Source organism: Methylobacterium sp. A52T (assembly GCF_053346095.1).
The window spans coordinates 1-25637 of sequence record NZ_JBKFBI010000085.1; the positions used below are offsets into that span (position 1 = coordinate 1).

Sequence of the window (25637 nt, forward strand, 5' to 3'; positions counted from 1 at the left end):
GGCCTGTTCCTGGCCGCCGGCGCGGCGGCCCTGGCGCTGCCGGCCGGCCCTGGCGGCGCGGCCGAGGCCGGGGCGCCGTGGCACGGCTTCGCCGCCCTGGTGGCCCTGCCGCGCTTCCGCCGCACGGTGCTGGTCGCCGCCCTTGTGATCGGCGCGCACGCGATGCACGACGGCTTCGCCATGATCCTGTGGCGGTCCGCCGGGATCGCGGCGACCACCGCAGGCCTGCTCTGGTCGGTCTCGGTGGCCGCGGAGGTCGTGGTCTTCCTGCTGGTCGGACCGCCCCTGCTGGCGCGGATCGGCCCGGCGACCGGCGTCGCGGTGGCGGCCTGCGCGGGGGCCCTGCGCTGGGCGGTGCTGGCATCCACGACCGCGCTTCCCTGGCTCGCCGCCGCCGAGTCCCTGCACGGGCTGAGCTTCGCCCTCCTGCACCTCGCCTGCCTGGGGCTCATCGAGGCGTCGACGCCGGCCGATCTCCGGACGACCGCGCTGGCGCTCTACGGGACGCTGGGCCTCGGCCTGTCGGGGGTCGCCGCGACCCTGGCCTCCGGGGCGCTCTACGGGGCGTTCGGCGCATCGGCCTTCTGGGCGATGGCGGCGCTGAGCCTCGCGGCCCTGCCGCTCGTGCCGGCGCTGCGGGATCGCTGAAGCGGCGGGTTCTTTTGCCGCGCCTATGGTACGGACCCGGAACGGACCCGCCCGAAAAGCCCCGCATGCCCGCCGTCGCCGAGATCCTGATCCCGCTCGCCCTCGATACGCCCTACAGCTACGTGGCGCCGGCCGGGCTCGACCTCGCCCCGGGCGACGTGGTGCAGGTGCCCCTCGGCCCGCGCGAGATCGTCGGGGTGGTCTGGGGCGTCGCCGAGACGCCCGGCGGCTCGAACCTGCGGCCCGTGACCGGCCGCCTGCCCTACCCGCCCCTGTCGGAGCCGCTGCGCAGCCTCGTCGACTGGATCGCCCGCTACACGCTGGCGCCGAAGGGCTCGGCGCTCGCCATGGTCCTGCGGCTGCCCGACGAGGCGGCCGCCGGCGAGACCGCCCGCGTCGCCGTGCGCCTCACCGACAAGCCCCCGACCCGGCCGACCCCGGCCCGCACCAAGGTCCTCGCCGCGGCCGCCGACCGCGCCCTGCGCGGCAAGAGCGCGCTCGCCAAGGAGGCCGGCGTCTCGCTCTCGGTGGTCGACGGGCTGATCGACGACGGCGTCCTCGAGACCGTCGCGGTCGAGCCGGAGCCGGTCGCGCCGCGGCCCGACCCGGACTTCCCGCGGGCGCCGCTGTCGCCCGCCCAGGCCGAGGCGGTGGCGGCCCTCGTCGCGCCCTTCCCGTGGGACCGGGCGCAGCCGCGGGAATCCGACGATCTCCGCCCGGTCCTGCTGGAGGGCGTCACCGGCTCGGGCAAGACCGAGGTCTATTTCGAGGCGGTGGCGGCCTGCGTCCGGGCCGGGCGGCAGGCCCTGATCCTGATGCCCGAGATCGCCCTGACGGCGCAGTTCCTCGACCGGTTCGCCGCCCGGTTCGGGGTCCGGCCGGCGGCGTGGCATTCCGGGATCGGCGGCAAGCGGCGCGAGCGCCTGCGCGCCGCCGTGGCCGAGGGCGAGGCGCTCGTCGTGGTCGGCGCGCGCTCGGCCCTGTTCCTGCCCTTCGCGCGGCTCGGTCTGATCGTGGTCGATGAGGAGCACGAGACCGCCTACAAGCAGGAGGACGGCGTCCATTACCACGCCCGCGACATGGCGGTGGTGCGCGGGCGCCTCGAGGGCTGCCCGGTCGTCCTGACCTCGGCGACGCCCGCGATCGAGACCCGCGTCAACGCCGCGCGGGGGCGCTACCGGCACGTCCTGCTCCCCGAGCGCTTCGGCGGCCGGCGCCTGCCCGACATCGCCGCGATCGACATGCGCCTCGACCAGCCCGAGCGCGGCCGCTTCCTGAGCCCGCCGCTGGTCAACGCGGTGAAGAGCACCCTGGAGCGCGGCGAGCAGGCGCTGCTGTTCCTCAACCGCCGGGGCTACGCGCCGCTGACCCTCTGCCGCGCCTGCGGCCACCGCTACCAGTGCAAGAACTGCTCGACCTGGCTCGTGGAGCACCGGTTCCGCCGGGCGCTGGTCTGCCACCAGTGCGGCTACGCGGAGCGCCGGCCGGAGGCCTGCACCGAGTGCGGGACGTTCGACAACCTCACCGCCTGCGGGCCCGGCGTCGAGCGGATCGCCGAGGAGGCGGCCGAGATGTTCCCGGACCGGCGCATCGTCGTCCTGTCGAGCGATTTCCCCGGCGGCGCCGAGCGTCTGCGCCAGGAGCTCGAGGCGGTGGCGGCCGGCGCGTGCGACGTCGTGATCGGCACGCAGCTCGTGGCCAAGGGCCACAACTTCCCGTTCCTGACCCTGGTCGGCGTCCTCGACGCCGATATCGGCCTGACCTCGGGCGACCCGCGGGCGGCGGAGCGCACCTTCCAGCTGCTCCAGCAGGTCACCGGACGCGCCGGACGCGGCGAGAAGCCCGGGCGCGCCCTGGTCCAGACCTACCAGCCGGACCACCCGGTCATCGCGGCGCTCCTCTCGGGCGACGCCGAGCGCTTCTACGCGGAGGAGATCCAGGCCCGCGAGGCGGCCGGTCTGCCGCCGTTCGGGCGGCTCGCGGCGCTGATCGTCTCGGCGAGCGAGCGCGAGGTCGCGGAGGCGCACGGGCAGGCGCTGGCCCGCGCCGCCGAGCCGCCGGAGGGCGTGATGGTCCTGGGCCCCGCCGAGGCGCCCCTCGCCCTGGTGCGCGGTCGCTACCGGTTCCGGCTGCTCGTGAAGACCGAGCGCAACGTCGATCTCCAGGCCTACCTGCGCGCCTGGATCGCCCGGGGCCCGAAGGTGCGGGGCAACGTCCGGGTCGCCATCGATGTCGACCCGCAGAGCTTTTTGTAGGAGACTTCGCGCGCCTCCCGGTCTCGCGAACGCGGTTCGTCCTCGGGAGGCACGTCAGAGCGAGGGTCCGGAGCCATACCGGTTCGTCCCGCGATCGGGTATGGCTCAGGTCACGGGCGGCGGACCCTGGTCGGAGACCGGCTACGGGACGCATGCGGTTCCCGGAGGAGCGATCAGTGCTGACCTACACCAAGACGCCGGATTCGAATGTCGCCGAGATCGTGGTCGACGGGAAGATCACCGACGAGGAGATGAACGCGGCGATGACCGCGATGAAGGCCGACCTCGACAAGGGCGGCAAGATCAAGCTGCTCGAGGATATCCGCGCCTTCGAGGGCATGGAGCCGGCGGCCTTCTTCAAGGACCCGCGCTTCGGCATCTCGATGATGAAGAGCATCAGCCACGTCGCCCTGGTGACGGACGCGCCCTGGCTGAAGGCGCTGGCCGAGACCTTCAACTTCGTGTCGCCGACCCAGATCAAGGTGTTCGAGCGCGCCCGCATCGACGAGGCGCGCAGCTGGCTCGCCGCGGCGGCCTGAGCGACCTCAGTCGGCCTGCGCGGTGCGGGTGTCGCTGCGCCGCGCGGTCCAGTGGCCCGAGCACAGGGACGAGACCTTCCAGGTGCCGGCGCCGCTGCCGGCCTGGAGCCGGCCGGTGCCGGTGCCGCTCGCCGTCCCGTTGCTGACCGTGATGCCGACGCTGCCGTCGGGCCGCACGTGGCCGTTGACCTGCGCCCCGGCGCTGCCGGAAATGAGCTGCACCTGCCCCTCGCGGATCGCGAGCGCGTAGGTGTAGCGGGCGCTGCACAGGCCGCTCTCCGTCACCAGCTCCACCGACCACCGCCCGTTATGCGCGCTCGGCCCCGCGCTGGCGGGCAGGCACGTCGGGAGGAGAAGGCCGGCGGCGAGGGCCGCGACCGCGGTCAGCTTGGTCATGCGATGCAATCTTTCAGCGAAGCGGACACCGCCGGGAGCGGCGTGCACGGTCAGAATCATCGATCGAGGATGACTCGACGCTGAACGATGGAAGCGGCAAGAGTATGGCTGCCTTCCGCCTGTTCAAGATAGATTACGGCCGAGAGTCCCCCGGCCAATAGTCAAGCTCGTTGCGGACGATGCTGTCGACTGATCTGCCGACCGGAGCGTCCAAGTCTCTGCTCATCAGGGAGGAGACGGGGGCGGCCGAGGTCCTGCACGCGCATGTCGAGGATCGCCGGGCCCGCGGGAGAGCGCCCGCGAGACCGCGGCCGAACCTGCCCGCGCGGGCGAGCCTCGGGCGCCTTGGGACGGGCCGGCTCACGAGCAACCGGCCTCGAACGGGCCGGGCGGGATCCACGATCGGATCCGTCGGCGGGGGCGCGCAGCAGACCGGCGCGCCGCGCCGCCTTCTCGGGTCGTGACGGGCCGCGCGCGGGACGGCCGGAGCAATTCGTGACGCTCAGTCGGTGAGCGGCCGGGCTTCCTCGGGCAGCATGATCGGGATCCCGTCGCGGATCGGGTAGGCGAGCTTCGCCGAGCGGCTGATCAGCTCCTGCCGGGCCGAATCGTATTCCAGGGTGCCCTTGGTCAGCGGGCAGACCAGGATCTCCAGGAGCTTCGGGTCGACGCGGGTCGCCTCGACAGGGGCGGTGAGGTCGTTGGACATCGGTGGGGCAACCTATTGCATCGGCGACTCGGGACCCGAGCCGCGAACCAGTTCCATCTGCGTGACCGCGATCAGGATCTCGGCCCGGGTCTTCAGGTCGGGAGCCTCCAGCATCGCCTGCTTCTCGCGCACGCCGAACGGGCTCATCATGCACAGGGCGTTGACCAGCGCCTCGTCGGGCGCCTCGTCGATCCCGGCCCAGTCCACCTTGAGGTCGTTCGACTCCACGAAATCGCGCAGCGCCTTGAGGACGCCCTCGCGGTCGACCTGCTCCTCGCCCGCCCGCGGCTCGAAGTCCACCGCGAACTCGTCGTAGGAGACGTGGCAGCGGCGATAGGGCCCGATCGAGGCCAGCTCGCTCTCGACCCGGAACCGGGTGACGCCCGTGAGCGAGATCAGGTACCGGCCGTCGCCGGTCTCGGCGTACTGGGTGACGCGGCCCGCGCAGCCGACGCGGTAGAGCTTCGGATTCGATCCGCCCGACCCTTCCGGGTCGGGCTGGATCATCCCGATGATCCGGTCCGTCCGCATGGCATCGTCGACCATCGCGAGGTAGCGCGGCTCGAAGATGTTGAGCGGCATCTGTCCCCGCGGCAGCAGCAGCGCGCCGGACAGCGGGAAGACCGGGATCACGGCCGGGCAATCCGCGGGGCCCTTGTAGCTCGCATGGGTGCTCATGGCGCCTCCCAGAGGGGCCGAACGGTGGGCCGGCGCGCGAGCCGGTGCCTCACGAGAACAGAAGTGCCGAGAGCTTGCGCCGGCCGCGGATCGTGTCGGGGTCCATCACGCCCCAGGCCTCGAAGAATTGCAGCAGCTGCTTGCGCGCACCGTCCTCGTTCCAGTCCTTGTCGCGCTTGCGCAGCTCGATCAGGTGATCGACCGCCTGGCCGCGCTCGCCCCGGGCGGCGAGCCCGAGCGCGAGGTCGAACCGCGCCTGGTGGGCGTCCGGGTTGGCCTCGACCTCCCGCTGCAGGCCCGCGAGGTCGCCCAGCGCCGCCGCCTGCTCGGCGAGGTCCAGGGCGGCGCGGATGCCGACGAGCGCCGGGTCGCCGGCCTTCGCCTCCGGGACCATCGCCAGGACGCGCTTGGCGTTCTCGATCTCGCCCGCGTCGAGCTGCATCTTGGCGAGGCCGGCCAGCGCGGTGACGTTGTCGGGCTGCTGCTCCAGAACGGCCGCGTAGATCTCGGCGGCGCCGGCGAGGTCGCCTTCTTGGATCAGGGCCGCCGCGTCGGCGAGGGCCGCCTCGAGCGGGTCCTGCTGCGGACCGGCCACGCGCGCGATCAGCTCCTTGATCTGGCTCTCCGGGACCGCGCCCATGAAGCCGTCGACCGGCTGGCCCTTCTGGAAGACGATGACCGCCGGGATCGACTGGATGCCGAGCTGACCGGCGATCGAGGGATGCTCGTCGATGTTCATCTTCGCCAGGACGACCGCGCCCGCGGCTTCCCGGACGACCTTCTCCAGGACCGGCGTGAGCTGCTTGCAGGGCCCGCACCAGGGCGCCCAGAAATCGACCAGGACCGGCCGGTTCATCGACTCGGCGATGACATCCTGACGGAAGCTCGCGGTGGTCGTGTCCTTGATGAGGGAGCCGGTGTCGCCGGCCGGGGCACCGCCCGCGGCGAGGGTGTCGTTGAGCATCGGTCTGGCTTCGGAACCTTTTTCGTGGAGCGCCTTAAATGGGGCTTCCGCCCCGGTCTGACCAGCCCGGAGGCCCGGATCCTCAGCGCGGCGGCGCGGCGGCCGGCGCGCCCGCCGCCGCCTTGGCGGCGGTCACGAAGGTGCCGGCGAAGGGACGCCCGTCGGCGGTGCTGGCCTCGCAGGTGATCGCGGTGCGCCCGGCTTCCGGGGTCGAGAAGCGGCAGGCGCCGATCGCGAGGATCGGGGCGCCGTCCTTGCCCGTGGTGACGACGTTGATCGGCTGCAGCGGATCGGTCTCCTCGGTGGCCTCCTGCTGGGCGCCGTTGCCGCTGAAGCTGAGAATCTGACCGTCGGAGGTCGTGAAGTCGAAGCTCGTGCGGTTCCGGCTCACCGCGTTCGTTAGGACGTTGCTGCAGGCCGCGCTCAGGTCCTGCGTGCCGATGACGAGCTTCTCGCAGGTCCCTTCCAGCCGCAGCGCCGCCTGGGCGCGGGCCGCGGAGGGCAGGCTGACGAGGGCGCAGAGCAGCGCGAGGCGCAGGCTGTTGGTCATGGCGTGTCGGGCATCCTCCGGTTGAGAGCCGAACTAGGCGCGCCGCGCGCGCCGTCGAGGGGCACGGTCCCGGACCGGCGCGACGGCCCGTGAGTTGCGGACGCGCCGGACGCCCTCGCCCACCCGCACGGGCGCGGAAGGGACGCCGGGCGGGGCGGCCCGCTAGCCCGCGAACCGCAGGGCCCGGTCGTTCGGCGCGGCGAGGTCGAGGTCCGGGCCGAGGGGCACGATCCCCGTCGGATTGATGGTCGGATGGCTCTCGTAATAGTGCCGCTTGATGTGGGTGAGGTTCACGGTCGGCGCGACGCCGGGCAGCGCGTAGAGGTCGCGCAGGTAGTTCGACAGGTTCGGGTAGTCGGCGATCCGGCGCCTGTTGCACTTGAAGTGCCCGACATAGACCGCGTCGAACCGCACCAGCGTCGTGAACAGCCGGATGTCGGCCTCGGTCAGCCGGTCCCCGCAGAGGTAGCGGCTCCGGTCGAGGCGCGCCTCGAGCGCGTCGAGTTCCGCGAACAGGGCCTCGAAGGCCTGGGCGTAGGCCTCCTGCGTGGTCGCGAAGCCCGCCTTGTAGACGCCGTTGTTCACGCGGTCGTAGACGCGGCCGTTCACGGCGTCGATCTCGGCGCGCAGCTCCGGGGGGTAGAGGTCGGGGCCGGTGCCCCCGAAGGCGTCGTTCAGCATCCGCAGGATCTCGGCGGATTCGTTCGACACGATGGTGGCGCGCTCCCGGTCCCAGAGGGTCGGGACGGTGACCCGGCCGCTGTAGGACGGGTCCGCCGCCAGGTAGACCTCGTAGAGGCGCCGGGCGCCGTGGATCGGGTCGGGCGTCGCGCCCGGCGTGTCGCCGAAGACCCAGCCCTCCGCGCCCATGTGCGGGTCGACCACCGAGACGGAGATCGCGTCCTCCAGCCCCTTCAGCGCCCGGCCGATCAGCGTGCGGTGCGCCCACGGACAGGCCAGGGACACGTAGAGATGGTAGCGCCCCGGCTCGCCGCGGAAGCCGCCCGCGCCGGAGGAGCCCGCCGACCCGTCGGCGGTGACCCAGTTGCGGAAGGCCGAGGCCTTGCGCTCGAAGCGGCCGCCCGTCGCGGCGGTGTCGTACCACTGGTCGCGCCAGATGCCGTCTACGAGGAGGCCCATCGTCGTCTCCGCTTTCCCGAGAGATCCGACCGAGATGGGCCTCGCGCGGTCGGTGTGAAGGGACGCGTCCGCCCGCGAACGCCACGCAAGGCAGGCCTGCGCCCGGCCGCCTGTTGCGGTGCAGCAAAGTCCGCCATGTCTCGCGTCACCCACCCGTCGCCGTGCGCGTGCCGCAGCTGCCCGACCCGGTGGGGGATCGATGGAGGTGAAGTGATGTCGTTCGCGCTGGTGCCCGTCGCCGAGGCGGCCCTGTTCACGTTCGGGTGCCTGGTGATCCACGCCCTGCGGCGCCACGCCGACGTGGTCACCGCGACGCTCGCGTGCCTCGCGACGCTCCTCGTCCTGATGATCGGCATCGCCTGCGCGCCGGAATCCTTCGCGAAGTATCAGGCGGCGAGCGTCGCCGACTTCGCCCGCCTGGATCAGGCCATCTACTGAGGCTTCGCCCCGTGGCCGACGGCGTCGAGGCCGCCGGCCCGAAGCTTCGCGAGGCGGCCGCCGGTCCCGCGCTGGCCGGCGACGGCCACGTCGAAATCGTCCTTCGGGAGCTTGGCGAGGAAGCGCTCGGCGATTTCGAACAGAAGGATGTCGGCGCGGACCCGCTCGATATAGGCCCAGTCGAGGCTCGACGACCAGACGAAGTGCACCTCGCTGAAGCTCTCGGCGAGTAGCCCGGTCAGCAGGAACGGGTCGAAATGGGCGCAGGAATCGCCGAACAGGACGAGCCGGCGCGGATCGGCCGCCGGTGACGCGTTCCGGTAGACGACATGCGCGCCGACATGCACCTCCCGGTCGCGCCCTTCCGCCTCGTAGGCGGCGAGCAGCGGCCCGGTCTCGACCCGCGACGCGTCGCGCTGCAGCATGAACCGTTCCAGGCGCTCGCGCGGCCGCTCCGGCAGCTTCTCGCCGAGATCCATGAGCTGGTCCGAGACGATGCCCGGACGCGCGCCGATATCGGCCGGCGGGATCGCCCCGAGCGCCCGCATGATCGCGCGGTAGGCCAGCAGGCAGCCCTGCGCGGTCCAGTGCGTGTCGGTGCGCAGGTAGAGCGGCACCGGCCCGATCCGGGCGGCGCGGAGCGGTGCGAGGAGATCGAGATAGGCCGGATGCCGGGCGAGGCTCCGGGCCAGCCGCCGGGTCGAGGCCTTGCCGGGGGCGTAGCGCAGGCCGTCGGTCTTGTCGTCGTAGACCGACAGCTTCTCCGGCACGATCACGTGCAGGCAGCGGATGCCGAGGCTCTCGGCCCGCCGCGCGCGGGCCTTGATCAGCCGTGTCCAGCCGCGCAGCAGCAGCCAGTGCCGCAGGCCGCCGCGATACCGGTCCATGACCCGGTTGGTCCCCCCCGTGAGGAATAACCAGCCGTCGCGGCCGACATGTACGCTCTCCCTGCCTGCAGACATGACGGTGCTTTAGCCGCACCGCGAGCGGGCGACTAGGCCGGACCCGGCACCGGGACCGCGCGTTCGTCAGGCATGACGCCCTCGCCCGCACCGGCCGTCCAGACCCGCGATCGCCCGGAGCATGCCGGGGGCCCGGAGCCCATCCGCCCGGAGCCCGCCCGCCCGGCGCGGCTGTGGCGCCCGCGCCGCGTGCTGGTCATACCCGCCGCCCTGGAGCACGCCCACGGGCGGGCCATGCTGGCCCGCGCCGAGGCGCTGGGCCTGCCGGTGGAGCGGCTGGCGTCCAACCGCCTGCCGAGCCCGCGCGAGCCGGATCCTCGGCGCGCCTACGCGGCCGCCAAGGCGACCCTCGCGCTGACGGTCGCCCCGCCGACCAAGCTGCGGCTGCAGCCGATCCCGCCCTCGGCCGACTGGCGCTTCGACCTCGCCGAGGGCTGCCCGGCCCATTGCCAGTACTGCTACCTCGCGGGCTCTCTGTCCGGGCCGCCGGTGACCCGCGCCTACGCCAATCTGGCGGCGATCCTCGACAACCTCGCGGACTATGCGGGGCGCGGCTCGGTGACGTCGGCCTCCGCCGAGCGGGCGCGGGAGGGGACCACCTTCGAGGCGTCCTGCTACACCGATCCCCTCGGCATCGAGCACCTGACCGGCTCGCTCTCGGCGGCGATCCGGCATTTCGGCGCCTGGGACGCGCCGGTGCAGCTGCGCTTCACCACCAAGTTCGCCGCGGTCGAGCCGCTCCTCGACCTGCCCCACAACCGGCGCACGCGCATCCGCTTCTCGGTCAATCCGCGGGCGGCCGCGCATTACGAGGGCGGCACCGATCCCCTCGACGCGCGGCTCGCTGCCCTGGCGGCGGCGGCGCGGGCCGGCTATCCGGTCGGCCTGACCGTCGCGCCGATCCTGCCAGTCCCGGACTGGGAGGACGCCTATGCCGGGCTGGTCCGCGCCGCCGCCGACGCGCTGGCCGGCGTGCCCGATCTCGACCTCACCGCCGAACTCATCACCCACCGGTTCACGCCGGGCTCGAAGGCGGTGCTGCGCGGCTGGTATCCCGGCTCGGACCTGCCGCTGGACGAGGCGGAGCGCGTCGAGAAGCGCACCAAGTTCGGCTCGGTGAAGCACGTCTTCCCGAAGCCCTTGATGCAGGCGATGCACGCCCACCTCACCGCCTGCCTCGCCCGCGACCTGCCGGCCGCGCGGATCCTGTACTGGACCTGAGCGCCCGCGGGCGCCATCTGGCCCCGATGACCGACGCGGACCCCCTGATCCTGACGCTCGCCTTCGACGAACCGACCTTCGCGCGGTTCGACGGCGAGCGGCGCCGCCACTTCCCGGAAGCCCTGAACCGCATCCCGGCGCACGCGACCCTGTTCCACCACCTGCCGGGCGACCGGGAGCGGGGCGTGATCGAGGCGATCACCGCCCTCGCCCGCACGGTGCCGCCGCCGGAGGTCGCGGTGACCGGCCTGCGCTTCACCGGCCGCGGCGTCGCCTACGCGCTCGACTCCGACGCGCTGGCGCGCTTCCGGGGCCGCCTCGCGCAGGAATTCGCGGCCCACCTCACCGCGCAGGACCGGCAGGGCTGGCGCCCGCACGTCACGGTGCAGAACAAGGTGTCGCCGGACACGGCCCGGGCGCTGCACGCCGACCTGTCGGCGGGGTTCGCGCCGTTCCGGTTCACCGCCCCCGGCACCCTGCTCTGGCGCTACCGCGGCGGCCCCTGGGACGCCGTCGCCCGCCTGCCCTTCGGAGAGAATGCCTGATGGATGTCGACGCGCACCGGGAGACCGCGCCATGAGGGCGCCGGGCAACCTGCGGCAGAACCGTCTGATCGAGCCCGCGATGGCGGTGTGGCTGCGGTTGCGCCTGAACGAGGTCGGTCCCCTCGTCGCCCTGCTCTGCCTGAGCATCCTCGGCTACGGGTTCTTCTACCTCGCCCACGAGGTCGGCGAGGGCTCCACCGCGGCCCTCGACCGGCGGATCCTGCTCGCCCTGCGCAACCCCGCCGATCTCGCCGACCCGATCGGGCCGCCCTGGCTCGAGGAGTCGATGCGCGACATCACCGGGCTCGGCAGCGTCTTCACCGTGCTGTTCCTGACCTGCGCGGTGGCGGCCTATCTCGGCGTGTCCGGGCGCCGGCGGATCGGCCTCTACGTCCTCGCCGCGGTGGGCAGCGGCGAGCTGGTCTCGACGGTGCTGAAGATCTTCTACCACCGGCCGCGGCCGGATCTCGTGCCCCACGGCATGGAGGTGTTCACGGCGAGCTTCCCGAGCGGCCACGCCACCATGTCGGCGATCGCCTACCTGACCCTGGCGACCCTGATCGCCCGGGTCGAGCGCAACCGCCGCGCCAAGGCGCTCGTCCTCGCGCTCGGGGTGAGCGTGACGCTGCTCGTCGGCATCAGCCGCATCTATCTCGGCGTGCACTGGCCGAGCGACGTCCTGGCCGGCTGGTGCATCGGCGCCGCCTGGGCCTCCCTGTGCTGGTTCGTCGCCCTGCAGCTCCAGCGCCGCGGCGAGGTCGAGGCGCCCGATCCGCCGCCGCCCGCCTGAGCCCGCCGTTAAGGTAAACGGACGGTTAAAGTGGACGGGCGGGGGCCGTCCGGGCTGGATGGCGGTTGTCCCCGCAACCGAAACCGTCAGGGTCAGACCATCGTGGTCGAGCGCCGCCGCACTGCCCGACGCCGCGTCTGCCTGGGCGGGCGGCTGCGCGTCGCGGCCTTCCTCCCGGAGATCGACTGCACGGTCCGCGACGTGTCCCTCGACGGGGCGCGGGTCCGGCTGCCGGCGGAGGTTGTGCTCCCCGACTGCGTCGAGCTGTTCATCCCCTGTCGCGGCGAGACCCGGCGCGCCTTCGTGGCCTGGCGCGCGGGCGAGTCGGTCGGCCTCGGCTTCGCCGAGACTCGCGCGGCGACGGAGCCCGAGGCGGTCGCGCGCCGGCTCGCCGCCAGCGAGGCGGAGGTGGCGCGTCTGCGCGCCGCGCTCCTCGACGGAAACAGCCCGGAGCCGGGTCGCGTTCACTGAGAGCGCGGTCCCGCCATCCGGCGGCTCCCGGCGCGGGCGGCGCCCCGGGCGCGGCCCTCCCGATCCGGCGACACGGCGAGGCACATGGCGGACGACACCCGGCTCTCACGACGCACCCTCCTCGCGGCCGGGGGCGCCCTGGCCGGCGCCGCGGCCGGCGGCGGGGGGCGGAGCGCAGGCCGCCCCGCCGGCCGCCCCGCCGGCCCCTTCGGTCCCGGCCGATACCGGCGCCGTGCAGGGCGGAAAGGTGATGTTCCCGAACTGGCGTGGGCCGGGCGACCGCCCGCCCGCCCCGAGCCCGGCGCCGCAGCCGCCGGGCCAGCGGGTCGGCTACTGCGTGGTGGGTCTCGGGCGCCTGAGCCTCGACGAGATCCTGCCGGCGTTCGGCGAGAGCAAGCGCGCCCGCCTCGCGGCGGTGATGTCGGGCTCGCCCGACAAGGCGAAGCTCGTGGCGCGGCAGTACGGGCTGCCGGACGACGCCGTCTACGGCTACGACGCGTGGGATCGGCTGAAGGCCAACCCCGACGTCCAGGCGGTCTACATCGTCACGCCGAACGGCGTGCACCGGGACAACGTCGTGGCGGCCGCCGCGGCCGGCAAGCAGGTCCTCTGCGAGAAGCCGATGGCGGTGACCTCGGACGAGTGCCGGGAGATGATCGCGGCCTGCGCGAAGGCCGGCGTCAAGCTGATGATCGCCTACCGGTGCCAGTACGAGCCCCACAACCGGGCCGTGATCAAGCTCGCGCGTTCGGGCGAGTTCGGCCGGCCCCGGCTGATCCAGGCCTTCAATGGCCAGACCACCGGACTGCCGGAGCAGTGGCGCCTGCGGAAGGCGCTGGCGGGCGGCGGCTCGCTGCCGGATATCGGGCTCTACTGCCTGAACACCGCCCGCGCGGTCCTCGGCGAGGAGCCGAACCTGATCCAGGCCCAGATCCACTCGCCGCCGGACGATCCCAAGTACCGCGAGGTCGAGGAGACGGCGAGCTTCACCCTCCACTTCCCGTCCGGCGTGATCGCCCAGTGCCTGACGAGCTACGGGGTCTACGAGGCGCGGAGCCTGACCCTGCATACCGGGACCGCCTCCGTCGATCTCCAGAACGCCTTCGCCTACCAGGGCCAGCGTCTCTACATCGGCCACCGCGACGGCAGGAACGCCGCCCGGGACGAGAAGGTGCTGAGCCCGAAGAACCAGTTCGCCCTGGAGCTGGACCACTTCGCGCGGTGCATCCAGGAGAACCTGCGGCCCCGCACCCCCGGCGAGGAGGGGCTGCAGGACCAGGTCCTGATGGAGGCGATCTACGAGGCCGCCCGCACCGGCGCGCCGGTCAAGGTCGGGCCGCCCCCCGGCGCCGGTTCCGGCCTCGACGTGACGCGCGGGCCGGAGCCGGAGGAGCCGTCCTGAGGGGCCTCAGAACGGCAGCAGGATGTCGACGAGCTGCTGGCCGTAGCGCGGCTGCTGCACGTCGGTGATCTGGCCCCGGCCGCCGTAGGCGATGCGCGCCTGGGCGATCTTGGCCGAGTCGATGGTGTTGTCGGACTCGATGTCCTCCGGCCGCACCACGCCGGCGACGATCATCTCGCGCACCTCGAAATTGACCCGGATCTCCTGCTTGCCCTCGACCACGAGGTTGCCGTTGGGCAGGACCTGGGTCACCACCGCGGCGACGTTCGTCAGGACGGACTCGGTGCGCTGGACCGAGCCGGCCCCGTCATTGGCCATGGCCGAGGTGGCGGAGAGCAGCGCGGTGCTTCCGACGCCGAAGGACTTGCCGACCGCGTTGTTCTCCAGGCCCAGGGCGTTGGGAAGGCCGAAGCTCTCGGTGTTGGCCCGGGAGCGCTTGGTCTCGTTGCTGATGTTCGCCTGGTCGGTGACCTTGACCTTCACGGTCAGGATGTCGCCGAGCTTGGCGGCGCGCTGGTCCTTGAAGAAGGCGCGGGAGCCGGTGCGCCACAGCGAGTTCGGCGCGTACGAGACCGGCTGCACGTCCGGCATCGGCATCCGCACCGGCTTGTAGCCCGGCTGCGCGGTCGGGTCCTCGATCGCCGACAGCGCCGGGGTCAAGCCGACCTGCGAGAGGCGGTCGGCGGTGTTGCAGGCGCCGAGCGCGCCGGCGATCAGGGCGGCGGCGAGCGGGTTCAGGACGGTGCGACGGGCCATCGGGCTATCACTCTTCGACGCGTGCAGGGCGGGCGGTCAGCGCAGGGAGGCGGTCGCCTGGACGGGGGCGGCGCCGGCGGCCTGCCGGGCCGCGGGGCTGGGGCTCACCGAGACCCGGCCGGGGCCGATCACGGTGGCCTGCAGGACCTTCTTGGAGGCGACGTTGACGACGTTGACGACGGCACCCATGCGGCCGGAATCGTTCGACAGGCCGCGCATCGACAGGCTGATGCTCGGCGTCTCGTACACGATGGTCACGTTCTCCCCGCGGGCGACCAAGTCGGGCGGGGCCGTGTCGGTGACCCGCAGCACGGTGCCGGCCGTGAGGGTGTTCTGCGCGACCTCGCCGAGGATGGTCGTGGCGCTGCCCTGCGCGTCGGGGGCGACGGATTCGCGCGGGCGCCGCTCCAGGGCGACGTCGCCCTCTCTCACCGGCTCGCCGCGGTTGAGGTTCCGGGTGAGCACCGCCACCTCGCGCAGTTCCACGACCACGCCGGAGACGCGCAGCGAGACCTGCCGCTCGCCGAGGGTGACGAGGCCCGCGACGCGGCGCGTCCGCGAATCGTAGGTCAGGTCCAGGGCCGCGGCCTGCCCTTCGAGGTCCACCGGCGCCAGCAGGGTCGGCCCGTCGCCGTCGAGGCGGACCGCGATGTTCTGGGCGTTGAGCCCGTAGCCGGTCTCGAGGCCGCGCTTGAGCGCCGCCTCGATCTCCGGCGGCCCGAGGCGGCGGGCGGCGCGCTGCACGGCGATCTGCAGCCGGCCGCCGGTCTCCAGGCCGCTGAGGCCCAGGGCTGAGGCCGCGTCGAGGATGCGGCGGGTCTGGATCGTCCCGGTGGCGCCGAGGCTGGGCGCCCGGAACAGCGGGCGCGTGGCCAGGCGCTCGGGCGCGCCCTCGACGAGATCGGCGAGCGTCAGGACGTCGCTGCGGGCGGTGACGTCGCCGCGCAGCCGCAGGCCCTCCGCCCGCGCCATGGCGGGGATCGCCAGGGCGCCGAGGACCGCGAAGGTCAGGAAGGCCAGCAGCGCGCGCAGGATGACGGCGGCGCCGAGGGGCATCACCCGCCGCGGGACGCGCCGCACGATCGGGCTGATGTCGTCCCCGGCCCCCGCGGCGATGCGGGGCAGGTCGAGGGTCTCGAAGTCGGGATCGAGCGGGTCGGGGTGCATGCCGGCATACATGTTCAGGGACCTGAAACGGGGTGCGGGTCGCGCGGTTAGCTGCGGAACATCTGCGTGGTGGTGGAGAGCATCTGGTCGGCGGCGGTGACGACCTTCGAGTTCATCTCGTAGGCGCGCTGCGCGGCGATCAGGGACGAGATCTCCGTGACGGCGTTCACGTTCGCCTCCTCCAGGTAGCTCTGCTGGAGGTTGCCGAAGCCGTCGGCGCCCGGCAGGCCGCTGATCGCCTGCCCGGAGGCGGCGGTCTCGACGAACAGGTTGTCGCCGATCGACTCGAGGCCGACCTTGTTGACGAAGCGCGAGAGCTGGAACTGGCCCAGCGCCTGCGGCGCCGTCTGGCCCGGGATGTTCGCCTGCACGACGCCCGTGGCGCTGATCGTCACGGACGTCGCGTTCTGCGGCACGGTGATCGCCGGATCGAGCAGGTAGCCGTCGCGGGTGACGAGCTGGCCCTGGGCCGAGAGGTCGAAGGAGCCGTCGCGGGAATAGGCGGTGCGTCCGTCCGGCAGCGTCACCCGGAAGAACCCGTCGCCGCGGATCGCGACGTCGTAATCCTTCTCGGTCGAGGAGAGCGTCCCCTGCGACATCACCCGGGCCGTGGAGGTGGTCTTCACGCCCGAGCCGAGGCTGAGGCCCGCCGGGAGCTGGGTGTTCTGCTGCGAGGTCGAGGCGCCGGCCCGGCGCATGTTCTGGTAGAGCAGATCCTGGAAGTGCACCTGCTGGCGCTTGTAGCCGGTGGTGCGCAGGTTCGCGATGTTGTTGGAGATGACCTGGACGTTGAGTTCCTGGGCCGCCATGCCGGTGGCGGCGGAGTAGAGGGCGCGCATCGGTCAGGCCTCCTCAGGCGACGTCGGCGAGGCGGCGGATCGCCGTGCCCCGCAGGTCGTCGAGGCGCGAGATCATGCTCGACACCATGGCGTAGGTCCGGTTCACGTCCATGAGCCGGGTCATCTCGATCACCGGGCGGACGTTGGAGCGCTCCAGCGACTCGGGCTCCAGGCGCCCGTCGATCCCGGCGGGGCGGGCGGGCTCCGGCGAGGCGTAGAGGTTGGTCCCCTCGTTGGTCAGCCGCTGCGGGTTGGCGAAGGTGACGAGCTTGATCCGCCCGCGGATGCCGAGGTTGGTCGACACGGTGCCGTCGGGGCCGATGGCGAGGCCGGTCTCCTGCGGGTTGATGCTGATCGGGCCGCCCTCGCCCACGACCTTGTAGCCGTCGCTGGTGACGAGCGTGCCCTGCGCGTCGAGCTCGAAGGCGCCGTTCCGGGTGTAGCGCTCGCCCTGGGGCGACTGCACGGCGATGAAGGCCGAACCCTTGACCGCCACGTTGAGCGGGTTGCCGGTCTGCTCGATCGGGCCCTGCCCGAGGTCGAGGCTGGTGCCCTGGTCGATGACGTAGGACAGGCGCCGGTCGGGCCGGGCGAACGAATCCGCGCTCGCCACCGGCATCAGGTATTCCTCGAAGCGGGTGTTCCGCGCCTTGAAGCCCGTGGTCGAGACGTTCGCCATGTTGTTGGCGATCACGTCCAGCTCCCGCTGGAGCGCCATCTGGCTCGACACGCCGACGAAGAGGGCATTCTGCATCGTGGACTCTGGGACTCGCGGGCCGCGGAGGCGGCAACGATCCATTCAGCATCCGCTGTGCCAAACCCGTCTGTGGCAAATTTTAGCGTTGTGACAGTGACTTGGTTAGCGACGCTCGCGTGTCGCGGTGGCGCGGGGGCTGCGCCGCGGCAAACCTGACCCGGCAGGAATTGCCTCCTTAACGGCGCGTTAACCGTGATGCTCCGATATCCAGGTGTACCTGGCGCGCGGTCTCCCGCGAGAGAGCATTATTCCATGGCCAAGACGCCGAAAAAGGCTTCCGCCGAGGACGGCGAGGCCAAAGCCGAGGGCGCCCCGAAGGGCAAGAAGAAGCTCATGATCATGGTGGCCCTCGCGGTCCTGATCGCGGGCGGCGGCGCGGGCGCCTTCCTGATGATGCGCGGCGGCGGCCAGGGCGACGGCAAGGAAGCCGCGCAGGGGGGCGGCCATGGCGGCGGGCACGGCGACGCGAAGGGCGCCGGCCCGGACGCCAAGAAGGCCGTGGTCTTCGTCGACGTGCGCGAGATGCTCCTCAACCTCTCGCCCGAGCTGCCCCAGGACAAGGCCAAGTACGCGAAGGTCCGGATCTCGCTGGAGCTGAAGGACGCCAAGGTCGAGGAGGAGGTGAAGCCCCTGATGCCGCGGGTGGAGGACGCGCTGCAGGTCTACATGCGCGAGCTGCGCGCCAGCGACATCACCAACTCGATGGGCCTGTTCCGGCTGCGCGAGGAGCTTCTGCGCCGGATCAACATCGCCCTGTACCCCGCCAAGGTCGACGCGGTGCTGTTCAAGGACGTGATCGTCCAGTGAGCGCGCCCGCCACCCTGCCCCGTCCATCGCGCGCCGCGCCGCGCCGGGCCCCGATCGAGCACGCCTGATGGAACCCGAGGACGAACTCCCCGAGGACGACTGGTCGGCAGCCCTCCTGGAGCAGGGGGCCGAGGGCGGCGACACGTCGCTGGCCGAGGAGTGGGGCGCGGCGCTCGCCGAGCAGGGCACCACGCGCAACGCGGGCGACGTCGCCGCCGAATGGGCGACGATGATCGAGGACGGGGAGAGCGACAACCTCCCCGAGCTCGCCGGCAACGACCGGGTGCTGAACCAGGACGAGATCGACGGCGTCCTCGGCTTCTCCATGCGCGAGCTCTCGGCCTCCGGGGCCGGGGGCGTGCAGGCCATCGTCGATTCGGGCGTCGTCCAGTACGAACGCCTGCCGATGCTGGAGATCGTCTTCGACCGGATGATCCGGTTGCTGTCGACCTCCCTGCGCAACCTGTTCCAGGACAACGTCGAGGTGACCCTCGACAACATCACCTCGGTGCGCTTCGGCGACTACCTGAACGCGATCCCGCTGCCGACGCTGCTGGGCGTGTTCCGGGCCGAGCAGTGGGAGAATTCCGGCCTCGTCACGGTCGACTCGAACCTCGCCTACGCGACCTTCGACCTGCTGCTCGGCGGCAAGCGCGGCGGCTCGTCGAGCCGCCTCGACGGCCGGCCCTTCACCGCCATCGAGATGACGCTGGTGCGCCGCCTCGTCGAGATTGTGCTGGGCGACCTCGAGATGTCGTTCCAGCCGCTCTCGCCCGTGAGCTTCGGCATCGACCGGATCGAGACCAACCCCCGCTTCGCCACCATCACGCGGCCCGGCAACGCCGCGATCCTGATCAGCCTGCGCCTCGACGTCGACGGGCGCGGCGGCATGCTGCAGATCCTGTTCCCCTACGCGACGATCGAGCCGATCCGGGAGCTGCTGACCCAGAGCTTCATGGGCGAGAAGCTCGGCCGCGACCACGTCTGGGAGGGCCATCTCGCCACCGAGATCTGGCAGGCCGACGTGACCATGGACGCGGTGCTGCACGAGATGATGCTGCCGCTCAAGCAGGTCATGAGTCTGAAGGTCGGCGAGACGCTGATGTTCGAGGCCAAGCCCTCGGACCTCATCACCGTGCGCTGCGGCGACTGGGCGCTGACGCAGGGGCGGATCGGCCGGGTCGACGGCCACATCGCTGTCCAGGTCACCCGGCCGCTGCGCCGCTCGCGCACGACGATCCAGGCCTACGAGGCCTCGATGAACAACCGCTCGGACAACTAGTGCCGATGAGGGTCCGGTCATGAGTCTCTTCGTCACCCTCGCGGCCGACATCCTGGTCGCCGTCCTCCTGGCGGCGACCATCGTCACGTCCCTCCGGCTCTCGCGCCGCATCGGCCAGATGAAGGGCGACGAGGCTGCCCTCCGCCAGACCATCGGCGACCTGATGGTCGCGACCGGCACGGCCGAGCGGGCCATCGCGGGCCTGCGGGCGGCGATCGACGAGGGCGACCGCACCCTGAACGCGAGCCTGGAGACCGCCACGATCCGCGCCGGCGAGCTGCGGCTGCAGGTCGAGGCCGGCGAGGGCGTGATCACCCGCATCGGCGCCATCGTGGCGCAGATGCGCGCCGTGCCGGTCCGTCCCGAGCCCGCGCCCGAGCCGAGGCCCGCGCCGCAGGCGGTCCCCGAGCCGACGCGCGCGCCTGAGATCCCGGCCGAGCGCCGGCCGGAGCACGCCAGTCCGAACGGGGAGCGCCTCGGCGTGGCGGCCGCGGCGGCGCTCGCCATGAGCGAGCGCGCCCTCGCTCGCGTCCGGGCGCGCGCCGCGTGACCGGGGTCAAGGCCCCGAAGATCCCGCCGCCGAAGCCGGATCCCGAGGAGCGGATACGCCGCGCCGCGACGCCCGAGCGGCGCGCGCGCCGGAAGCCCGTCCGGCAGTTTCGGCTGCGCCTCATCGACGCCGTGGCGCTCGCGGCCGGTGGGCTGCTCGTGCTCAAGCTGCTCAGCCTGCTGCAGGCCGGCCTGCCGGAGAGCGCGGCGCTGCCGGAATACGGGCGCGCGGTCGCCCGGGCGCGCACCGGCTTCGAGCCCTTCGATCCGGTGACGACCGGTTCGGTGGGCGCCAAGGAGGCGCCGGCAGCCGCGCCCGAGCAGCCGTCGGCCCCGCCCCTGGCCCCGGCCCAGTCCGCACCGCCCGCGGCCGGGAGCTCGGCCTCGCCCACCGAGCGCCTGCTCCTGGAGAAGCTCGGTGCCCGGCGCGACGCCCTGCGTCAGAAGAGCGACGAGCTCGAGCTGCGCGAGAAGATGCTGGGCGAGGCCGAGCGCAAGCTCGAGACCGGGCTCGGCGACCTCAAGAAGGCCGAGGACAAGGTCGACGCCGTCGCGAAGGCGAAGGAGGACGCCGAGAAGCAGGCCCTGAAGAACATCGTCACCATGTACGAGGCGATGAAGCCCAAGGACGCCGCCCGGGTCTTCGACCGGCTCGGGCTCGACGTGCTGGTCCCGATCGTGCTGGCCATGAACCCCCGCAAGATGTCCGAGGTCCTGGCGGTGATGCAGCCCGAGACCGCCGAGCGCCTGACCGTCGCCCTCGCCAACCGCGCCCGCGGCGCGGCCGGACCGCAGGCCCAGGCAGGAACGGGGCTCCCGGCGAACGAGCTGCCGGCGATCGATCCCGGGGCGCCGGTTCGGTAAGTCCGCGGCGCGCCGGGGCGCCGGGCCGGTTTCCCAGAAGGCCCGGCTCGAGCGGGTCCCGATCGGGTTGAGGCGGTGGCGCTCCAGATCCCTTCCGCACGACGCGCGAGTCCCCTCTCCCGTGCGGGAGCCTGGAGACGGCGCGGCCGTCGCGACCGGGGTCGTCGTCCTTCCCGACCCTCGCGACACGATCGGGAGCGGCTCTCGTCCGGCCGTGTCGTGCCGGCCTCCCCGATCGGCCCGTGCGGCGTCCGCGCGGGCTAGGGTCCGGGGCCGGGCGCGCTATAAGGGGCTCATGTCAGAGGCCGATCCCCAGCCGCTCCTCGCCGTCGAGGACCTCTCCGTGGCGTTCCGCGCGCGGGAGGGTGAGACCGTGGCGGTCGACGGCGTCTCCTTCACCATCCGCCGGGGCGAGACCGTCGCGCTCGTGGGCGAATCGGGGTCCGGCAAGTCGGTGACCGCGCTGGCGATCCTGCGCCTGCTCGACGGCTCCGCCCGCCAGGACGGGCGGATCCTGTTCGCCGGCCGCGACCTCGCGCGGCTGCCCGAGCGGGCGATGCGGGACGTGCGCGGCGCCGACATCACCATGGTGTTCCAGGAGCCGATGACCTCGCTGAACCCGCTCCACACGATCGAGCGGCAGATCGGCGAGGTGCTCGGCCTGCACCGCGGCCTCGCCGGCAAGGCGGCGCGCCGGCGGATCCTGGAGCTTCTGGAACTCGTGGGCCTGCGCGACGCCGAGCGGCGCATGGGCGCCTACCCGCACGAGCTCTCCGGCGGCCAGCGCCAGCGCGTGATGATCGCCATGGCCCTCGCCTGCGAGCCCGACCTCCTGGTCGCCGACGAGCCGACCACGGCCCTCGACGTGACCGTCCAGGCGCAGATCCTGGCGCTGCTCGCCGACCTGCAGAAGCGCCTCGGCATGGCGATGCTGTTCATCACCCACGATCTCGGCATCGTCGAGCGGATCGCCGACCGCGTCTGCGTGATGCTGAAGGGCAAGATCGTGGAGGCCGGCGCCACCGAGGCCGTCTTCGCGGATCCGCAGCACGCCTACACGCGCCGCCTGATCGCCTCCGAGCCGAAGGGCCGGGCCAACCCCGTCCCGGCCGACGCCGCCCCGCTCCTGGAGGCCGGCCCCCTGAAGGTCTGGTTCCCGCTGAAGTCGGGTCTGCTCCGGCGCGTCACCGGCCACGTCAGGGCCGTGGACGGCGTCTCCCTGCGGGTCCGGACCGGCGAGACCATCGGGGTCGTCGGCGAGTCCGGCTCGGGCAAGACCACCCTCGGCCTCGCCCTGCTGCGGCTCACGGGCTCGGAGGGCCCGATCGTCTTCCTCGGCAAGGCGATCGACGGCTACGGCGTGGCGCAGATGCGCCCGCTGCGGAAGGACATGCAGGTGGTCTTCCAGGATCCCTACGGGTCCCTGTCGCCGCGCATGTCGGTGGCCGACATCGTCGCCGAGGGACTGGTGGTCCAGGGCACGGCGCGCTCCCGGGCGGAGCGCCGGGCCGTTGTCGCCAAGGCGCTCACCGATGTCGGGCTCGATCCGGCCGCCATGGACCGCTACCCGCACGAGTTCTCCGGCGGCCAGCGCCAGCGCATCGCCATCGCGCGGGCGATGGTGCTCAATCCCCGCTTCGTCGTCCTCGACGAGCCGACCTCGGCCCTCGACCGCTCGGTCCAGGCGCAGATCGTGACCCTGCTGCACGACCTCCAGCGCGAGCGCGGCCTCGCCTACCTGTTCATCAGCCACGACCTGAAGGTGGTGCGGGCGCTCGCCAACTACGTGATCGTCATGCAGAACGGCCGCGTGGTCGAGGAGGGCGAGGCGGAGACGATCTTCGCAGATCCCCAGACGCCCTACACCCGCGCCCTGTTCAAGGCCGCCTTCGCCCTCGAGAGCGACGCCCGCGCCGAGCTGGAGTCCGCCTGACCGTGGCGCGCGCCCTCATCATCGTCCTCGATTCCGTGGGCGTCGGCGGGGCCCCGGACGCGGACCGCTACGGCGATGCCGGATCGGACACGCTGGGGCACATCGCCGAGCGCTGCGCGGAGGGCCGCGGCGACCGGGCGGGGCTGCGCGCGGGCCCCCTGCGCCTGCCCCACCTCGCCGAACTCGGGCTCGGCCTGGCGGCCGCCGGGGCCTCGGGCCGGATCCCGCCGAACCTCGCCCCGGCCGGGCCGCCGCGCGGCGCCTACGGCCACGCGGTGGAGACGGCCGCCGGCAAGGACACGCCCTCCGGCCACTGGGAGATCGCCGGCCTGCCCCTGACCGAGCCCTGGGGGCATTTCCCCGAGACCCGGCCGGCCTTCCCGCCGGAGCTGGTCCGCGCGCTCGTCGCCGAGGGCGGCCTCCCGGGCATCCTGGGCGATTGCCACGCGCCCGGGGTCGCGATCATCGACGCGCTGGGCGCCGAGCATCTCCGGACCGGCCGGCCGATCTGCTACACCTCGGCCGACAGCGTGTTCCAGATCGCCGCCCACGAGGAGGTGTTCGGGCTGGAGCGGCTCTACGACCTGTGCCGGGTGGCGCGCCGCCTGTGCGACCCCTACCGCATCTGCCGGGTGATCGCCCGGCCCTTCGTCGGCGCGCCCGAGGCGGGCTTCCGCCGGACCGGCAACCGCAAGGATCTCGCCGTCGCCCCGCCCGGGCGCACGCTGCTCGACCGGGCCGAGGCGGCCGGCCGCGCGGTCGTGAGCGTCGGCAAGATCGGCGACATCTTCGCCCACCGCGCCACCGGGCGCGAGATCAAACCGGGCCCGAACGCGGCCTGCGTGACCGCGGGGCTCGACGCGCTGGCGACGCTGCCGGATGGCGGCCTGGTCTTCGTCAACCTCGTCGATTTCGACACGGAGCACGGCCACCGCCGCGACGTGCCGGGCTACGCCGCGGAGCTGGAGGCGTTCGACGCCCGGATCCCCGAGATCCTGGCGGCGCTGGCGCCGGGCGACCTCGCGGTGATCACGGCCGACCACGGCAACGATCCGACCTGGACCGGGACCGACCACACCCGCGAGCAGGTCCCGGTGCTGGCCTTCGGCCCCGGCGTGGCCGGCCGGTCGATCGGGCGGCGGGAGACCTTCGCGGATATCGGCGCCACCGTGGCGGCCCGTCTCGGCCTCGCCTGGGACGGGGCCGGAACACCGTTCCTGTAGGGAGGACACGACGTGCGGGACGACGACGACCGGCCGCGCAAGGCCGTTGCCCACGAGATCGGGCAGCCCCTCGACACGCTCTCGCTCGGGGATCTCGACGAGCGCGTCGCGCTCCTGCGCGCCGAGATCGCCCGGCTCGAGGCGGCGCGGGCCGCCAAGCAGGCGGCGCAGGGCGCGGCCGACGCCTTCTTCAAGCGGGGCTGAGGCTTGGACCGGCACGAAACCCTCGCCGCCCTGCGGCGCGGCGATCTCGGCGGCGCGCGCGAGCTGCGGCTGCCCGACGGCCTGACGGAGGTGCCGCGCGAGGTCTTCGCCCTCGCCGACACCCTCGAGGTGCTCGATCTCGGCCGGGGCAGCCTCGCCGACCTGCCGGACGATCTCGGCCGCCTCCACCGCCTGCGCGTGCTGTTCTGCTCCGGCAACCCGTTCCCGCGCCTGCCGCCGGTGCTCGGCGCCTGCCCGGCGCTGAGCCAGCTGGGCTTCCGCGGCTGCGGCATCCGCGAGGTTCCGGCGGAGTCGCTGCCGCGCGACCTGCGCTGGCTGACCCTGACCGACAACGCGATCGCGGCGCTGCCCGCCGCCCTCGGCGAGCGGCCGCGCCTGCAGAAGCTGATGCTGGCGGGCAACCGGCTCACGGCGCTGCCCGACAGCCTCTCGGGGGCGGACGACCTCGAGCTGATCCGGCTCGCCTGCAACCGTCTCGCGGCGCTCCCGCCGTGGCTCGCGCGCCTGCCCCGCCTCGCCTGGATCGCCTACGCCGGCAACCCCGCAGAGCCGGCGACGGCGCCGGTCGCGGCCCCCGCGGTGCCGTGGGCCGACCTCGCCGTCGGCGACCTGCTCGGCGAGGGCGCCTCGGGACGTGTCCACCGGGCGCGGTGGCGGGATCCGGCCGGCGGAGAGGAGGTGGCCCTGAAGCTGTTCAAGGGCGCGATGACCAGCGACGGCCTGCCCGAGCGGGAGATGGAGGCCTGCCTCGCCGCCGGGACGCACCCGGCCCTCACGGGCGCGCTCGGCCGGCTCGAGGGCCATCCCGACGGCGCCCGCGGCCTGCTGCTCCGGCTCCTGCCGGCGCACTGGCGCGTGCTCGCCGGGCCGCCGAGCCTCGCGAGCTGCAGCCGCGACGTCTACGACCCGGACCTGCGCCTCGGCGCCGACGCGGTCCTGCGGATCGCCCGCGCCGTCGCCGAGGCGGTGGCGCACCTGCACGGGAGGGGCCTGCTGCACGGCGACGTCTACGCCCACAACACGCTCTGGGATGCCGGGACCGGCGCGGCCGTGCTCAGCGATCTCGGGGCGGCCTCGGCCCTGCCGGACGGGCCGCAAGGCGCGGCGCTGGCGCGGGTCGAGGTCCGCGCCGTCGGCATCCTGATCGGCGAGCTGCTCGACCGCTGCGCGGCGCCGCCGGACTCCCTGCGCGCCCTGGCGCTGGCCTGCACCGGGCCGGATCCCGACGGGCGGCCGGGCCTCGGGGCGGTGATCGCCGAGATCGCGCGGCTCCAGGCCTGATCGCGCGGCCTCGGCCGGTGCCGGGAGCGGTCCGCCGTCTCAGTCGGGGATATCGCCCTGCCCGCGCGCGACCACGGCGAACAGGTCGCCGAGGGCCGCGAGGCTCGCGGCCTGGAGCTGGGCCGCCGGCACCACGGCGCCGTCCGGCCCGGGCAGGTCCCGCGTCGCCGTGGCGGGCGCCCCCCCCGGGGGGGGGGGGCCCGGGGGGGGGGGGCCCCCGGGGGGGGGGGGGGGGCGCACAAACGT

The 25637-nt window shown here is 73.2% G+C and carries 27 protein-coding genes and 2 pseudogenes; 17 read left to right on the forward strand and 12 right to left on the reverse strand.

Annotated elements, in window-relative coordinates:
- The 3 genes from ACLBYE_RS19400 to ACLBYE_RS19410 form a co-directional block, all read left to right on the forward strand.
- The coding region (locus ACLBYE_RS19400; RefSeq protein ID WP_447695411.1) for an MFS transporter at nt 1-648 on the forward strand (648 nt) is incomplete at its 5' end.
- A gap of 65 nt (nt 649-713) precedes the next feature.
- Entirely contained in the window at nt 714-2903 is a 2190-nt protein-coding gene (locus tag ACLBYE_RS19405) for a primosomal protein N' (protein WP_447695412.1), read from the forward strand.
- 176 nt (nt 2904-3079) lie between these two features.
- Entirely contained in the window at nt 3080-3442 is a 363-nt protein-coding gene (locus ACLBYE_RS19410) for a SpoIIAA family protein (protein WP_020093645.1), read from the forward strand.
- A 6-nt stretch (nt 3443-3448) separates the two neighbouring features.
- Here the strand turns inward: ACLBYE_RS19410 and ACLBYE_RS19415 are convergent, their stop codons facing one another.
- The 6 genes from ACLBYE_RS19415 to ACLBYE_RS19440 form a co-directional block, all read right to left on the reverse strand.
- Nucleotides 3449-3838 (reverse strand): hypothetical protein, encoded by a 390-nt coding sequence (locus ACLBYE_RS19415; protein WP_020093644.1) that lies wholly within the window; start codon nt 3836-3838, stop codon nt 3449-3451.
- A 502-nt stretch (nt 3839-4340) separates the two neighbouring features.
- Complete coding sequence (locus ACLBYE_RS19420; protein ID WP_020093643.1) at nt 4341-4547, reverse strand: Trm112 family protein; 207 nt, start codon at nt 4545-4547, stop codon at nt 4341-4343.
- A gap of 12 nt (nt 4548-4559) precedes the next feature.
- Complete coding sequence (locus ACLBYE_RS19425) at nt 4560-5225, reverse strand: LON peptidase substrate-binding domain-containing protein (RefSeq protein WP_020093642.1); 666 nt, start codon at nt 5223-5225, stop codon at nt 4560-4562.
- Between the two features lie 49 nt (nt 5226-5274).
- Nucleotides 5275-6189: a thioredoxin gene (gene trxA / locus ACLBYE_RS19430; protein ID WP_447695413.1), complete on the reverse strand. Its 915-nt coding sequence runs from the start codon at nt 6187-6189 to the stop codon at nt 5275-5277.
- 82 nt (nt 6190-6271) lie between these two features.
- Nucleotides 6272-6739 carry a hypothetical protein gene (locus ACLBYE_RS19435; RefSeq protein WP_091979442.1) on the reverse strand — a complete coding sequence of 156 codons (468 nt, stop codon included), beginning with the start codon at nt 6737-6739 and terminating at the stop codon, nt 6272-6274.
- 162 nt (nt 6740-6901) lie between these two features.
- Complete coding sequence (locus tag ACLBYE_RS19440) at nt 6902-7879, reverse strand: glutathione S-transferase family protein (protein ID WP_447695414.1); 978 nt, start codon at nt 7877-7879, stop codon at nt 6902-6904.
- A 213-nt stretch (nt 7880-8092) separates the two neighbouring features.
- Here ACLBYE_RS19440 and ACLBYE_RS19445 point away from each other — a divergent pair, with 213 nt between their 5' ends.
- Nucleotides 8093-8317 (forward strand): hypothetical protein, encoded by a 225-nt coding sequence (locus tag ACLBYE_RS19445; protein ID WP_042671783.1) that lies wholly within the window; start codon nt 8093-8095, stop codon nt 8315-8317.
- Here the strand turns inward: ACLBYE_RS19445 and ACLBYE_RS19450 are convergent.
- Nucleotides 8311-9279, reverse strand: a complete 969-nt coding sequence (locus ACLBYE_RS19450) for an alginate O-acetyltransferase AlgX-related protein (RefSeq protein WP_447695415.1) — start codon at nt 9277-9279, stop codon at nt 8311-8313. The genes ACLBYE_RS19445 and ACLBYE_RS19450 overlap by 7 nt on opposite strands.
- A gap of 72 nt (nt 9280-9351) precedes the next feature.
- Between ACLBYE_RS19450 and ACLBYE_RS19455 the strand changes: the two genes are divergently transcribed.
- From ACLBYE_RS19455 to ACLBYE_RS19475, 5 genes and pseudogenes are all read left to right on the forward strand, one after another.
- Nucleotides 9352-10500, forward strand: a complete 1149-nt coding sequence (locus ACLBYE_RS19455) for a spore photoproduct lyase family protein (protein WP_447695416.1) — start codon at nt 9352-9354, stop codon at nt 10498-10500.
- Nucleotides 10501-10526: 26 nt separating this feature from the next.
- Entirely contained in the window at nt 10527-11045 is a 519-nt protein-coding gene (locus ACLBYE_RS19460; RefSeq protein ID WP_447695417.1) for a 2'-5' RNA ligase family protein, read from the forward strand.
- A gap of 31 nt (nt 11046-11076) precedes the next feature.
- Nucleotides 11077-11835 (forward strand): phosphatase PAP2 family protein, encoded by a 759-nt coding sequence (locus ACLBYE_RS19465; RefSeq protein ID WP_447695418.1) that lies wholly within the window; start codon nt 11077-11079, stop codon nt 11833-11835.
- Between the two features lie 102 nt (nt 11836-11937).
- Nucleotides 11938-12306, forward strand: coding sequence for a PilZ domain-containing protein (locus ACLBYE_RS19470; RefSeq protein ID WP_447695419.1), 369 nt, complete (start codon nt 11938-11940; stop codon nt 12304-12306).
- 84 nt (nt 12307-12390) lie between these two features.
- A pseudogene (locus ACLBYE_RS19475) lies at nt 12391-13708 on the forward strand (Gfo/Idh/MocA family protein).
- Nucleotides 13709-13714: 6 nt separating this feature from the next.
- Here ACLBYE_RS19475 and flgH read toward each other — a convergent pair.
- The 4 genes from flgH to flgF are packed head-to-tail and all read right to left on the reverse strand — an operon-like array spanning nt 13715 to nt 17224.
- On the reverse strand, nt 13715-14464 hold the full coding sequence (gene flgH / locus ACLBYE_RS19480) for a flagellar basal body L-ring protein FlgH (protein WP_020093631.1): 750 nt from the start codon (nt 14462-14464) through the stop codon (nt 13715-13717).
- 36 nt (nt 14465-14500) lie between these two features.
- On the reverse strand, nt 14501-15643 hold the full coding sequence (gene flgA / locus ACLBYE_RS19485; RefSeq protein ID WP_447695420.1) for a flagellar basal body P-ring formation chaperone FlgA: 1143 nt from the start codon (nt 15641-15643) through the stop codon (nt 14501-14503).
- Between the two features lie 35 nt (nt 15644-15678).
- Nucleotides 15679-16470: a flagellar basal-body rod protein FlgG gene (flgG, locus tag ACLBYE_RS19490; RefSeq protein ID WP_020093629.1), complete on the reverse strand. Its 792-nt coding sequence runs from the start codon at nt 16468-16470 to the stop codon at nt 15679-15681.
- Nucleotides 16471-16483: 13 nt separating this feature from the next.
- Entirely contained in the window at nt 16484-17224 is a 741-nt protein-coding gene (gene flgF, locus ACLBYE_RS19495) for a flagellar basal-body rod protein FlgF (RefSeq protein WP_020093628.1), read from the reverse strand.
- Between the two features lie 255 nt (nt 17225-17479).
- Between flgF and fliL the strand changes: the two genes are divergently transcribed.
- From fliL to ACLBYE_RS19535, 8 genes are all read left to right on the forward strand, one after another.
- On the forward strand, nt 17480-18034 hold the full coding sequence (gene fliL / locus ACLBYE_RS19500) for a flagellar basal body-associated protein FliL (protein WP_020093627.1): 555 nt from the start codon (nt 17480-17482) through the stop codon (nt 18032-18034).
- A 64-nt stretch (nt 18035-18098) separates the two neighbouring features.
- Entirely contained in the window at nt 18099-19316 is a 1218-nt protein-coding gene (gene fliM / locus ACLBYE_RS19505) for a flagellar motor switch protein FliM (RefSeq protein WP_091681367.1), read from the forward strand.
- A gap of 19 nt (nt 19317-19335) precedes the next feature.
- Nucleotides 19336-19866 (forward strand): DUF6468 domain-containing protein, encoded by a 531-nt coding sequence (locus tag ACLBYE_RS19510; RefSeq protein WP_020093625.1) that lies wholly within the window; start codon nt 19336-19338, stop codon nt 19864-19866.
- Nucleotides 19863-20729: a MotE family protein gene (locus ACLBYE_RS19515; protein ID WP_447695421.1), complete on the forward strand. Its 867-nt coding sequence runs from the start codon at nt 19863-19865 to the stop codon at nt 20727-20729. Before ACLBYE_RS19510 ends, ACLBYE_RS19515 begins: the two co-directional genes overlap by 4 nt.
- A 295-nt stretch (nt 20730-21024) precedes the next feature.
- Nucleotides 21025-22662, forward strand: coding sequence for an ABC transporter ATP-binding protein (locus ACLBYE_RS19520; protein ID WP_447695422.1), 1638 nt, complete (start codon nt 21025-21027; stop codon nt 22660-22662).
- 2 nt (nt 22663-22664) lie between these two features.
- On the forward strand, nt 22665-23885 hold the full coding sequence (locus ACLBYE_RS19525; RefSeq protein ID WP_447695423.1) for a phosphopentomutase: 1221 nt from the start codon (nt 22665-22667) through the stop codon (nt 23883-23885).
- A 12-nt stretch (nt 23886-23897) separates the two neighbouring features.
- A complete protein-coding gene (locus ACLBYE_RS19530; RefSeq protein ID WP_012317818.1) occupies nt 23898-24089 on the forward strand; it encodes a DUF1192 domain-containing protein in 192 nt (63 codons plus the stop codon).
- Between the two features lie 3 nt (nt 24090-24092).
- On the forward strand, nt 24093-25391 hold the full coding sequence (locus ACLBYE_RS19535) for a leucine-rich repeat-containing protein kinase family protein (protein ID WP_447695424.1): 1299 nt from the start codon (nt 24093-24095) through the stop codon (nt 25389-25391).
- A gap of 39 nt (nt 25392-25430) precedes the next feature.
- Here ACLBYE_RS19535 and ACLBYE_RS19540 read toward each other — a convergent pair.
- Nucleotides 25431-25637 (reverse strand): annotated as a pseudogene (locus ACLBYE_RS19540) (hypothetical protein); the annotation flags it as partial.